Genomic DNA, 13,986 nt, shown 5'->3' on the forward strand with positions numbered 1-13,986 from the left:
GCACGATGATAATGCCGGGGTCATTGCCCAAAATGTGATGCGGGTCAGCAACCTGCTCTCATCCTCCCCTACCCAGTTGGCTGAACAGGCTAAATCCTACGCTCTGGGGAAAGTCAATAATACAATAGCCACAGAAACCCAAAAATGGCTGGCCCAGTTCGGCACCGCCAGAATTAATTTTGCTTTCGACAGAAAGGGAAAACTCGATAACGGGGCCTTAGACCTGCTGCTCCCCCTCTACGACAATAAAGCAGACTGGCTGTTTTTCTCCCAATTGGGTTATCGCAATAAAGACAGCCGTCACACGGTCAACCTCGGGTTTGGCGGCCGTTATTTTACCCCCGGCTGGATGTATGGCCTGAACACATTCTTTGACCATGATGTCACCGGGAATAATAAACGGTTGGGGCTGGGCGGAGAAGCCTGGACGGATTACGTCAAGCTGTCGGCCAATACCTATTGGCGCTTAAGCAAATGGCATGATGCACTCCACGACAAGGACTACGAAGAACGCCCGGCCAACGGCTTTGATCTCAACAGTGAGTTTTTCTTGCCCGCCTATCCGAATCTGGGCGGTAAATTAAGTTATGAGCAGTACTTCGGTGATAACGTCGCCCTGTTCAATCGGGATTCCACTCAGAAAAATCCCAGCCTGGCCAGACTGGGGCTGAATTATACGCCCATTCCGCTGGTAACCATGGGCGTCGATTATAAGTTCGGGGGAAGCGGACACAGCGAAACCCTTTTTCAGGCTAACCTGAACTACCGTTTCGGCACCCCTTTCAGCGTCCAGATGGCCCCTGACAGCGTGGCGTCCATGCGCACACTGGCCGGCAGCCGTTATGATCTGGTGGAAAGAAATAACAATATCGTGCTGGATTATCGGCAAAAATCAGACCTGACCGTGAACCTGCCAAATACCCTAAGCGGGTACGGTGCTCAGAACGTTCCGCTCACCGCGATGGTCACTTCCTCAAAGCCCGTGAAAAATATTCGCTGGTCATTCAGTCAACAGTTCAAGGCCAATGGCGGGGCCATTGCTGATGAAACCGCGAAGGAAACCTCAATCTTACTGCCCGTCTACCAGTATGCCAAAGACGGATCCGCCGGACTCAACAACTATGATCTGGCTGTCACTGTAGCAGGAGAGCACGGTAAACCGAAAACCGCGCACATGAAAGTGATTGTTGAACCTTTTGTCATCAAAGAGAAAAGCATCAAGGCTCGTGGAAAAGGCGCTGCTGTAGCGGATGGTGGCCCGGCTTATGATCTGTTGGCAACAGTCACTTACGGCGATAAAAATAATAAACCTCTCAAGAAGGATACGATGATCCCAGATGTAAAATGGACCATTGATCCACCAAATAATGATGCCAGATTACTTTGGAATGACAGCCAACCGCTCAATGAGCAAGGTCAATTAACTGCCACTCTGGGGAGTACAACACCACTTGATCCAAAGACAAAAGTCTATCTGTCTATCGCCGGTATGCCGAAAGAGTTGATAAACGATACCGACTCCCTCCTCAATTTTGTCAATATGTACAGTGAATATCAGATTACTGATACTCAAGTTAAACCAGATGGCACGCTTACCACTAATGACGTTAATAATGTATATATCTTTACGGCCAAAATATTAGATAAAAACGGGAACCCGCTGCAGGATCAGAAAATCAACGCCAAATGGCAGGCGATTTCCCTGCAAGATAATAGCAATAAAGAGGTGGAAATAAAGTCGATTGATAATTACAAGACAAATTCCGAAGGCGTGCTTACGGCAACCCTGCGCAGTAACACCCCTCAGAAGATCAGGGTTACACTTTCCCTTGAGAAGGGAGCTAAAGCATCATTTAATGAGGTCGAGTTTGTCAAAAGTGACATGGAGGCCACATTTACCATTGATGGTAAGGATGAAAAAAATCATTTAACCGCCATATCAGATAAAGAATATAAAGTGACTGTCCACCTAACTCAGGGAGGAAAAGCTCTCAATAATAACAAGCCATTGAAGTTGAAATGGTCACTGGAACCGAAATTGGCAGAATTTACTATCAAAGAAACTGATAACACCCCAGACCCGGGAGGTAAAGCTCATGCGCTTATTTCCAGTACGCGAAGTATCGAAGGTGCGAAAATCATCTTATCAGTTAATGATGGACCTTTGTTTGAATCTGAAGAATTCAATTTTGTTGCACCTAATTCACAGGATTTAGGGGCTGTACTAGAAGGAAAAGTTGAGCCTTTATCATCTGATCCGATACGGGGAAATGAAAAAGATGAGTTCATCTATCAAGTAAAAGTTATTCAAAAAGACTCCGGCAATGCATTGAAAAACCAAAGCATTTCCGACATAAAATGGAAAGTGAATAAGCCAGAAAAAGCGCTGGGCGACTTTACATTCGATGTGCCTAATAATTCAACAACCGATAATGAAGGTTATTTGACCGCTAAACTGAAAAGTAAAGAGGGATATGATAACGTTACAGTATCTGTATCCTTAGGAGATACTGAGAAACAATCAGAACCTGTTGTGCAATTCCTACCTGTAGCAAAAAAATCAGTAGGGCTTTTCTTAAAAGCTGATTATAACGCTGGAGTAAAAAAAGTTATTCCAAGTTCACAACCAAATGGAATTCGCTATGTGCATGAAGATGCTTCTCTTGAGTTGATGCAAACGATAGACGGTAAAAACGAATATCTGGGGTATTCGAGGCATGGTTCGAAGGGTGGTAAGTATCCAACAAGCAGTCAGGACGATTGGCTAACAACAGTTAGTCCCAGCAATAAAGAACGTGTAATATATAGGGATTCGGACGATAATATGCGCTTCAACACTAGGCATTTTATGCCAGGGCCTATAACATTCTCAAAAACTTACACAGATAAGGAAACAGGTAGAAAAGAGCTATATTCTTATACACTCAACCCTCAAAGATATGTCTATCCTCCAGAAACCCCTGACAAGGCTCTGAGGTACGTTAAACTTAAGGACGATATGACATGCGAAGACCTTCCTGCCGCCGACACTTTCGCTTTCAAGGTCAAAACGCTGGTCTTAGGGACAGATATTACAGAAGCTGGATCCGCAGTTCCGAATACCTCATATAATTACGATTTTAACAGTGACTTCAAGAACCTTGGACTTGCCTCTCTTAGGAAAGACACAACACGTAAAATTAAAATCAAAACTGCAGACGGTTTTGCTTTTTATGATATTGACAAAAGACAAGTTGTTTCTTCCAACGATGATGATGAAGGCGTGTTGTTATGTTACAGGGATGGAGAAGATAATTGGGGCTAAATAGCAAGTCAAAATTGTAGATCACTTCCTTACTCCTCGCTACGCGAGGAGTAAGAATCTTCATAAATTGAGTGTATCACTATTATGAATAGACTATTTAGAGAAATAAAGGATATTAAGGGGTGGTGAAACGGTAAGAAAACTATTATCAAACCTAAATTAAAAGAGGCTAAATATCGCCTCTTTTAATTTTTCCGAGAACATTAAATAGAGAACCCCTATATTTTGTCAGGATCCACTGCATTATCATAAATACTATTTTCTGCTGAAAATAACCATCATCAATTTTAATAAATCGAACACCCTGGGTTATCAGCTGATAACAATTATTCATTACGCAGAACAATAAAAACTTTCCTAATGTATGTAGGTATGGGGAATATGATTCTCTTTATATTCATGGACATTTCCCTATATCCAGTAACTTTAAACATCAAAGGTATCACTCTGAAGCGCTGGCAACAGCCCATATTGTATGAGGTATTCATATATGGACTCGTATCTTAATTATAAAATTTTCCGGCTATCTGTTCTCGCGTATTCCCTTTTTTTACCTTTTACGCCGATGAGTGCTTTTTCGGTGAGTGAAAAAATTGACGGAAATAAAACAGAAAGAACATGGTTACAACAAGCGGGGAATGAAAATAGCACCAAGAATGTGCACGATGATAATGCCGGGGTCATTGCCCAAAATGTGATGCGGGTCAGCAACCTGCTCTCATCCTCCCCTACCCAGTTGGCTGAACAGGCTAAATCCTACGCTCTGGGGAAAGTCAATAATACAATAGCCACAGAAACCCAAAAATGGCTGGCCCAGTTCGGCACCGCCAGAATTAATTTTGCTTTCGACAGAAAGGGAAAACTCGATAACGGGGCCTTAGACCTGCTGCTCCCCCTCTACGACAATAAAGCAGACTGGCTGTTTTTCTCCCAATTGGGTTATCGCAATAAAGACAGCCGTCACACGGTCAACCTCGGGTTTGGCGGCCGTTATTTTACCCCCGGCTGGATGTATGGCCTGAACACATTCTTTGACCATGATGTCACCGGGAATAATAAACGGTTGGGGCTGGGCGGAGAAGCCTGGACGGATTACGTCAAGCTGTCGGCCAATACCTATTGGCGCTTAAGCAAATGGCATGATGCACTCCACGACAAGGACTACGAAGAACGCCCGGCCAACGGCTTTGATCTCAACAGTGAGTTTTTCTTGCCCGCCTATCCGAATCTGGGCGGTAAATTAAGTTATGAGCAGTACTTCGGTGATAACGTCGCCCTGTTCAATCGGGATTCCACTCAGAAAAATCCCAGCCTGGCCAGACTGGGGCTGAATTATACGCCCATTCCGCTGGTAACCATGGGCGTCGATTATAAGTTCGGGGGAAGCGGACACAGCGAAACCCTTTTTCAGGCTAACCTGAACTACCGTTTCGGCACCCCTTTCAGCGTCCAGATGGCCCCTGACAGCGTGGCGTCCATGCGCACACTGGCCGGCAGCCGTTATGATCTGGTGGAAAGAAATAACAACATCGTACTGGACTACAAGAAAAAGCCGGAGTTAGCCATTACTCTGCCAGATACCTTAAGCGGGTATAGTAGCCAAACTGTTATAACTAGCGCCAAAATTATCTCCAGCAAACCACTGAAGAAAGTTAATTGGAAAGCCAATAAAAGATTCTATGAAAACAAAGGAATTCTCTTAGACGGTAACCAAGATGAACAAGCTGAATTAGTATTGCCGAAATATGTTAACAACGGAATAAACAGATATACCTTGTCTGCTACCGCTGAAGAAGAAGGTGGTAAATCCAAAACAGCTCAAATGAATATTGACGTTGAACCTTTTGTTATTAAAGCCCAGAGCATTACATCAGATGGAACAGACCCCGTGCTTGCTGATGGCAAGTCTCCTTATCATCTGGCTGCAACCATCACCCATGGCAATAAGGATAACGACGCTATCAGAGTCAGGGCTATACCGGACGTAAAATGGAGCATTGAACCAGAAAACCCCAAGGCAGAATTAAGCTGGGATAAATCAGGAACAACCAATGACCAAGGTCAATTAACCGCAACGTTAGTCAGTACAGAGCCGCTCTCAAATAATACCAAGGTTTATCTGGAAATGGATGGTATGCCCAAAATGGAGATAACAGGCGACAAACGACCCACTTTTACGAGTGTAAATTCCAAATACCAGATCACCACGCAGTTAGTTGAACCTACAGGCCCACTCTCAATCCGTCACGCAGAAGATATTTATACCTTTAAGGCCACGATATTGGACCAAAAAGGGAATCCACTGCGGAAAGAAAAGATTCAAGCCTCTTGGACGACAACTCCCAACGATGGTGTGACACTAAAAAATATCACCAACGACACCACCAACGAGCAGGGGCAATTGATTGCGAGCTTGCACAGTACCAAAGCCCAGGAGATCACCGTAACACTTTCTATTAAAGATGGCCCGAGTCATGAGTTTACAAAAGTCAGTTTTGAGGATGATTCTAATCAACCAGTTAAGATCAAAGATATTACGTTTGATCCACCCCAACAACCTTACGTAGCAACGGCAAGTTACAAGATCACCGTGTATGCGCAATTAACCGACGAAAATGATAATGATCTTAGGCAAGGGAAAAAAGTGAGCGTACAGTGGTTCACAATGCCTGAAAAACTGGCGGGCTTCAAGATTGATCCAGCAGAAGGAACTTTCACAACAGACCAGAATGGCAAGATCCAAGCTACTTTAACCAGCACCCGAGCGATAGAAAACGCTAAAGTCGGATTGTCTGTTAATGGAGGAGATCAGGGCGAATCTGATCCTTTCACATTTATCGCCCCCAGCAATCTGGACGCTTCACTCGAAGGAAATGTTATTCCACCGATCGGGACAATGATAGGTGATGGAAAAACAGAGTATCCCTTTAAGGTTCAACTGATTGATAATACTAACAATGGTAGTGCCATGCCAAACCAAAGTATTTCAAGAGTAACATGGGGTATAAAAGATAATAAATTTCCTAACGATGTTAAGCTCCGCGTTCCTGAGGATCAAACCACAGATGAACAAGGTTATTTGACTGCCTTTTTGACAAGTACTAAAGGGGTTAATAACGTGATTGTCACGGCAACTTTAAATGCAGACAAGGAGAAATCCGTTTCTGTGGAGATTGAACCTAAACCACAATTAGCACATATACGAATGAATACAAAAGGCACCTCCTCTACGAAGGACTTCCAGCAACAGGAGAAGCCTTACAACATCCATAAGAACCTAATAGTGACCCTGCTAACACCGGATGACAACAAGGTAATTTCGGGTAAGGATAACTCGCATAAAGTCGAATTTAAGTCTTCTAATGAAAATATAGCGAAAGTAAATGACGAAGGTCAGATCACATTTCCTGTTGAAACCTTCAACATACGAGAAAAAGGAACGACAACCGTTACAGCTCGGATAACAAATGAAGAAACAGGCGAAAAATCAGCCTACGTTTATACTTTCAACCCCCAACAGTATATATTTACCCCAACACTTACTGGTGAATCCGACATTATCGGCAGTCCATTTTGCTACACTCTTAGGTCTGAGTACATTTATGGTCATTCAACTAATACGGTGATGAGTGCGTCGACATCAGACATTGGTGCGACTGACGCTCTTCTTACCGAAAATTCATTCAATCGTGAGTATGACAAAGAACATTTCCCAGACTTTGTTATTTTCCCCGATACACTCAGCAGTGACCATACGCTCCTTAAGCTCTGGGACTCAGCCTCTAAGAGTTATAAGGCATTTGACTATAGCAGAAGGGAATTATACACCTTGGATATAGACGAAGAAAAGAAACGAGCCACTCAGGGAAGATTAATATGTAAACTTTCTAAATCAAGCGGATCTTCCTATTTTGGTAAGGATGAAGAAAGAAACGCACAGTCTCAATAATTATTGGGGCTGTGTTTTTTAGTACCGACAAGTCGGTCAAAAATCCAAGGACTTTAAACCTGTTTTGGCTATAATACCCCGCACTCCATTTTGGTTTGAAATTGAAGGAAACCTTTTATGAGCCTGAACAACGTACCAGCAGGTAAAGAACTGCCTGAAGATATCTATGTCATCATTGAGATCCCAGCTAACGCTGATCCGATCAAGTACGAAGTAGACAAAGAATCCGGCGCCCTGTTTGTAGACCGTTTCATGTCCACAGCAATGTTCTACCCATGTAACTACGGCTATATCAACAACACCCTGTCCCTTGACGGTGACCCTGTTGATGTATTGGTTCCAACGCCATATCCATTGCAACCAGGTTCAGTTATTCGCTGCCGTCCAGTTGGCGTTCTGAAAATGACCGATGAATCTGGCGAAGACGCAAAATTGGTTGCTGTTCCTCATACCAAGCTGAGCAAAGAGTACGATCACATCAAAGATGTGAACGATCTGCCAGAACTGCTGCGCGCTCAAATTACTCACTTCTTCGAGCATTATAAAGACTTGGAAAAAGGCAAGTGGGTTAAAGTTGACGGTTGGGACAATGCCGCAGCAGCTAAAGCTGAAATTATATCCTCTTTCGAACGCGCTGCAAAAAAATAATCCTGATGGATAACAGCGGGTTTTAAATCAAAAAACCTCTGTCCTTTATAAGAGCAGAGGTTTTTGTTTGATGCTTGATTTTATTGGCAAACAACAAATCGCTGATTTTATTCTTCTCCGTGGCGTTTAAGCCAATCGCCACTTGTTATCCGACACAGACCTTCGACAGACAATTTATATAGATAAATCCATGCCTTACCATAAGGTGTTTCAATGAGTTCCCTTCGATATTCCTGAGCATTTTTTTTCAAATCATCCAGCTCAGTCAGAATAGATGGCGTAATGCGATATACTTCACATTCAATTATCCCTTCGCCACGGATCACCGCCGGATAATGCCCAAGGTCATAAATTTCATAACCTTCTAAACTGTGTTCTCCTAACAGTTGAGCATCTGTCATCCAGTGATGATTAGCTTGTTTGCGCCTCAGGCTGCCATAAACAATAACTCGCATTTTTAAAACTCAAACTCATAGAGCAAATCTAAAGCTTGATCAATACCAGATACTGCCTCCAGATACAATCTTGGCATAACTCGGTAACGCAAAGTCAGTGTTGCCAAAGAATCAAAAATACCTACACCATACTTCACTTGTAAGTCTTTGGTTATTCGACCACTAACAACAACCTGAGATTTATCACCAACACCTTGAGTATCTAAAGCCAAATCAGAGACACCAAAAGTTTCCCCGATTTTACCCACCAGCTGACCACTCTGGGCCACTCCTAAGCCTATCAGCATAGCTGCCATCTGAGAGTTGTCAGCGTCCCCCTTTTCTAAACCTTGCCCACGCAGAAGATAAGACAATGCTTCCTGCTGTGATTTGGCGGGATCAGAGAAAACTTCTACTTTGGGTTTATCCGCCAATCCTGTCACTCTGACACCCGCGATAACACCATTCGCTGTTGATTCTGGATTACGGATAGCTTCAATGTTCAACAGTGGCTGATCTGGCGGGCCGGAGAATATAATTGTTCCTCTGCGTACCTGCAAATCTTGCCCGTAAGCATTAAAACGTCCTTCTGGAATGTCAATTTGACCATTCAGCCCTAATCCTTGTTGATCCTGAAGAACTTTCAAAACTCCTTTTAGCTGCGCCGTCAAACCGAAAGCACTCAAATGGACATCATCACCAATATGAATATTTAAGTTACTTTGGATCTGAATAGATGATTTTTTCTTCTCTATCGGGTGCAAATTTTTATCCAGCATAACTTCATCAGAAGAAACACCTATTGCTGACTTTGGCAATTCCTGCACCGTAATGCGTGCCCACGGGATATCCACATTACCGTCGAGTTTCAGTAAATTCGGTGTCGCTTCCAGCACCAACTCAGGGCTGACATCGATTTTTACCATTGGCGGGACAGTGATACGTAATTTATCGCCATTAGCTGCTATTCTGGCATACCACGCATCCAAATTATGCCAATCAGCACGACCATTAAGATTTAATTGCCCTTTGGGGGTTTTAATCAACCCATTCAAATCAGACTGAACCCCATTAAAACGGGCAACCAACTGACCTTGAGAGATATCAAATGGCAGCCAATGGCTGCTTATTTTCAAGTTATCTGCTTTCAATAAACCAAATAACAGTGGGTTTTTGGCGTTACCTCCGAGGCGAAAATTTGCATTCATTCCCCCTTTCACTTTTTCACCTTTCCCCAAAATAGGTTTAATCAAATTCAAGGAAAGATTTTGGAGATCTACATTACCTGATAATTTACGGCTATTTTCTAAATCAGCTACCTGAACATTACCATTCACCTGACCATTCCCAGCCAATTTGAATAACCATGCCAGGTTTGCTTTGCCATTTTCCAGCCCTGCATTCAAAGTGAGCGTTTCAAAATCAATCGGTAACGCAATGCCTTCTACAACCTGACGGATTCGAACGCCACTCCCTTGCAATGCAACTTTTGCTTGTGGCAAACTTTGGTCTGCTGTCCATTTGACATCAGCGTTACCACTGAATATGCCCTTAAGTTGAGTACCTTTATCAATGAATGGCTGGAACATAGCTAAATCAAATCGTTCAAGAGCAATTTGTGCATGACCGTGACTTCCCGCTTCAATCGGTTTTACGATACAAAGCCGGGCATTTGGGTTGAGCCAGCAGTGAGTTCCGAGTGTAACTTTCTGTTGTAAGTTGAAATAATCGATGGATATCGCCTTGCTTAAACGCCACTCTCCGACAGGTGTATCAAAGTAAGTATTGTTGATACTGCCTTTCCAGCGTTCCTGTTGACGATCAAAACTGCCATTGAGCACCAATTGGCCTGATACCGGATTCCCCTCAATTTTCAATTGCAAATCATGCTGCTTTTCTGTGCCTTTAGCATCAAGCACCAAATTATTGATGGTTAAATTCGCTTGTTTTAATTGGCGAACAACAACTGATAGCTGCCCTTGAATTTGTTCCGCTGAGCGTATATTTCCCTTAATCTTAGCGCTATCCACCCGTAGCTCGTCCTGCCAGCGTACCCCACGCGCGTTCAAATCCACCCCGATTTGCGGAACTTTCATATTGCCGCGTAGTTTGACATTACCAGTAATCAGTCCAGCCAATCCCGGTAATAACCCGTTCAACTGAGGCGCATTAATTTCTCCATCCAGTTTCCAGACTTCATTTGTAAGCTGCCCCTGAACATTTAGCGTATTGCGGCCAAACACTAAATCGAATTGCGGAATATCCCACTGCCCAGCCGCATTACCCGATGCCTTTCCATGCGCTTTCACCACATTCTGTTTCACATTACCATCAAGGGTAATTTCAGGTATCCGGATCTGCCAGCTTCCACCATACAGGCTACCGCGTATTGCTATTTTACCGTCCATTTTGGCGGGCCATTCCGGCCACTGTTTGGCTGTATTAATGCCATCCAGAACTAACTTGGCATTCCAGCTAATAGCTTTACTCCAATCAACAACACCTGTGATATCCGCTTTACCCTGTAGTGCAACCAGACGCAAGCGGGTTAGTCTGAGCAATTCTTCATTCCCTTTTGCATCCAACATCAGCGATGCAGGAGGGATATCATTACCCTTAATATCAGAACGGAGAGAAAGATCATAACGGCTGGCTTCACCATTCAGGCGTAATTTCACACCATTAAACTGGTATTCCGGTTTGCCTTTCAATGGCCATTGAAGTTGTTTACTTTGCAAAGTCAGACGAATAGGCAAACCTGCTTTTGCTAATCCGACCTGAGCATCTAAACTGGCGGCAAGTGGCCCGGAAAGATGTAATGCGATATCAAGCTGCTGCAACAAAGACCCATTCAGTGTTAAATCAATCTCCTGCCCTTTCAGCTTATCCAGATTTACATTATTTAAATTATCAACATTACCTTTCATTACCAGTTTGACTGGCCACTGTTCGGCGAGTTTTACTGTTCCCTGTATTGCCAGTAAACCTTCCTGCGCTTGTACACTCAAGGTTTTTACATCAACTTGCTGCCCTTTATTATGAGCTTGCAACCGAAAATCATGAATAGTGATATCAGTATCACCAGTCAGACGAAGCTGATTACCATGAATCCCTTCTACAGTGATATCAAGGGGAATAGGGATATAAGGCAATTCAGACAAAAGAGGCTTAGCAAACAACGCCTTCAACGTTTCACCCAATGATTGATCAGGGTCGGCCTGAGCAGTAGTTTTCTGCTCAGGCTCAGGTGGCGTCTTTGGTAATGCAACCAACAAATGACGGATTTCCGTTGGTTTTAATATCAACTGTTTTTCCCGCCATTGGGCACCAGATTTAAATTCATCTAAACCAATGACGATATCATCTATTTTGACGTGGATATTCTTTAAAGAAAGCAAATCCAGTGAGATAGGATACGGTGTTTTTAATTCGGTCAGTGGTTCTGATTGAGGAGAAGGTTCTGAAGGTGGAAGTTCAGCCGTATTCACTGAAACAGAAACTCCTTCCGTCGTCAGTGCATTGACACACACATGACTATGCTTCAAGCAAGAAAGTTGTAATGAGAGATGTAAATTATCAGCACTGACATTGACTCCCGGCATCTGATATTTCACGCCTTTTAGCGTTAAATCGCGCCAGTCTCCACTAACGCTGGCAATATCCAACCCAGGAACCCAACGTGCCGCACTGTTAATCATAAAATGCAGACCCGTTTGCGTGCAAACTAATCCCACAATTGTCATCAGTACCAAGCTAACAATCAACAGGAAAACAATACTGATCCTTTTTACCCACCTCATAGTTCAGCCCCTAAGCCGATATAAAATTCAATATTATGACTATTTCGATCCCTGACTGGAGTCGCCAAATCAAATTTTATCGGCCCGACAGGTGAAGCCCAACGTACACCAATACCCGCACCTGATTTAAAATTACTCCTTTTAATATCGTCCACCGCTTCACCCGAATCTACAAACAAGGCACTCCACCAATTTCCATAAATATTATATTGATATTCCAACGAACCCACTGCTAGCTTTGATGCCCCGACTAATTTACCTTTACTGTCTTTTGGTGAAACAGTCTGGTACTTATAACCCCGAATGCTGCGATCGCCCCCAGCAAAGAAACGAAGATCAGGTGGTACCTGATTAAAATCATTAGTTTCTATCCAGCCTAAATCCGCACGCACCACAAAACGGTGGTTCTCCTGATAAGTTCTGACCCAGACATGATGAGCCTGCAATACAAGAAAATCCACATTAGATCGCCACGTCGTATCCGAAATATCAACCGAATAACGTTGGCTATCTCCCCAATAAGGCATGGTGCCACCACGCTGGCGAATACGGCTGACATTTGCCCCCGGATAAAGCAGCATTGTGGTGTTTGTCGTATTAGCCTGTGTAAAATGGCTGAATCTCCAGCGAAGATTGACACCATACTGCCAGCCAGTAGAAAGATCCCAATTACGAACAAGGTTCAGTGTTGCTGTATCTAAGATCGTATCGTTAATATCTTTTCGCTTATAACCCGTTTGCAGCTCGTAATATTCCTCGAGTGGATTGACTTTAAGCGGCATTTTGTAAGAAGCATCAATGAATTGCTCTCGTGAAGAGATATTAATACTGGAACTCAGACTATGCCCACGGGAATTGAGCCATGGCTTTTTCCATTTGACCTGAACTCGGGGACCAATATCTGTTGCATAGCCGCCACCCAATTCAACATAGTTAGCAGAACGAGGAACTAAAGAAGCATTCAGTGGTAGCAACTTATCTTTATTCTCACGCCCTACTTTGAAATCAGGTACGACAACCGCAGAATTAAACCATCCGGTATCTACCAAACGCCGATTAAATTCGGCCAATTGTTCTGAAGAGTAATATTCCCCTGATTTAAAGGGAACAAGGTTATCCAAATAGGATTCTAGAATTTGTGAACCGTGGAATTTCACAGAGCCGAAACGATAACGTTGCCCGCTGTCAAAATCAAAATCCCAAATGGATTCATGCAGCTCTTTTGATACCCCCAATTCGCTTTTTTTCATCGCCGCGTCAAAATATCCCTTTTTAACGGCCAGATTCGTTAATGCACCCTTAAAATTTTCATACTCGCCATGATTAAGAATTTCTTTTTCTTTCGGCATATTTTTTTTAATCAGAGCAGCATAATCTTTATCTGTTTTTGCGCCGCCTTCCAAATCAACATTCACTTTAACGACACGCACAGGATCACCGAGTGTTACCTTTGCAGTCAAAACAGGACGGGCTGGCGGCGTATTCTCTTGATAGGTAAATTCAACAGTGGGATCATAATATCCCAATGGACGAAGCCCCTGCCGTATTGCTTTTTCTACGCGAGCACGAAAACGACCATCAGGGGAAACTTCATCGGTACTAATATTTGAAAGTTGTACTCTGGCATTTTTTTCCAATTCACCAGAAAGCCCTTCTACTTTCAACCGTAAATTTGCACTATAAGCCGATGGAATTGCGATAGATACAAAAAGCGCACATATGAGGGGATATCGTGACACTCGAACTCCTAATATTTATCTATATCGGTAAGATAAATTCTAACGATATAAAAATGCTGCAATAAATTAATTCTGGTAAAGTTTTAAAGATATACAAGCAACACATAATCAT

The 13,986-nt window shown here is 43.2% G+C and carries 6 protein-coding genes; 3 read left to right on the forward strand and 3 right to left on the reverse strand.

Features of this window, described 5'->3' with window-relative positions; translation table 11 throughout:
* The 3 genes from AACQ81_RS14840 to ppa all read left to right on the forward strand — a co-directional run.
* The coding region (locus AACQ81_RS14840; protein WP_237385557.1) for an inverse autotransporter beta domain-containing protein at positions 1 to 3,304 on the forward strand (3,304 nt) is incomplete at its 5' end.
* Between the two features lie 580 nt (positions 3,305 to 3,884).
* On the forward strand, positions 3,885 to 7,253 hold the full coding sequence (locus AACQ81_RS14845; protein ID WP_237385558.1) for an inverse autotransporter beta domain-containing protein: 3,369 nt from the start codon (positions 3,885 to 3,887) through the stop codon (positions 7,251 to 7,253).
* Positions 7,254 to 7,370: 117 nt separating this feature from the next.
* The gene (ppa, locus tag AACQ81_RS14850; protein WP_237385559.1) at positions 7,371 to 7,901 is read left to right on the forward strand and encodes an inorganic diphosphatase; all 531 of its coding nucleotides are present in this window, start codon (positions 7,371 to 7,373) and stop codon (positions 7,899 to 7,901) included.
* Positions 7,902 to 8,008: 107 nt separating this feature from the next.
* On the opposite strand, the gene AACQ81_RS14855 is transcribed toward ppa, so the two are convergent.
* From AACQ81_RS14855 to tamA, 3 genes are read right to left on the reverse strand one after another with little or no spacing between them, the layout of a single operon-like run.
* Positions 8,009 to 8,356, reverse strand: a complete 348-nt coding sequence (locus AACQ81_RS14855) for a gamma-glutamylcyclotransferase family protein (RefSeq protein WP_237385560.1) — start codon at positions 8,354 to 8,356, stop codon at positions 8,009 to 8,011.
* A 2-nt stretch (positions 8,357 to 8,358) separates the two neighbouring features.
* The gene (gene tamB / locus AACQ81_RS14860; RefSeq protein WP_237385561.1) at positions 8,359 to 12,135 is read right to left on the reverse strand and encodes an autotransporter assembly complex protein TamB; all 3,777 of its coding nucleotides are present in this window, start codon (positions 12,133 to 12,135) and stop codon (positions 8,359 to 8,361) included.
* Positions 12,132 to 13,874: an autotransporter assembly complex protein TamA gene (tamA, locus tag AACQ81_RS14865; RefSeq protein WP_237385562.1), complete on the reverse strand. Its 1,743-nt coding sequence runs from the start codon at positions 13,872 to 13,874 to the stop codon at positions 12,132 to 12,134. The genes tamB and tamA overlap by 4 nt, the downstream gene beginning before the upstream one ends.
* Between the last annotated feature and the right edge of the window lie 112 nt (positions 13,875 to 13,986).

The sequence above is a fragment of the Xenorhabdus sp. Sc-CR9 genome (assembly GCF_963897815.1).
Lineage (GTDB): Bacteria > Pseudomonadota > Gammaproteobacteria > Enterobacterales > Enterobacteriaceae > Xenorhabdus.

Bases quoted from the DNA above. Each gene is read 5' to 3' on its own strand.
- tamB (WP_237385561.1), bottom strand. From the start codon at position 12,135: ATGAGGTGGGTAAAAAGGATCAGTATTGTTTTCCTGTTGATTGTTAGC.
- AACQ81_RS14855 (WP_237385560.1), bottom strand. From the start codon at position 8,356: ATGCGAGTTATTGTTTATGGCAGCCTGAGGCGCAAACAAGCTAATCAT.
- ppa (WP_237385559.1), top strand. From the start codon at position 7,371: ATGAGCCTGAACAACGTACCAGCAGGTAAAGAACTGCCTGAAGATATC.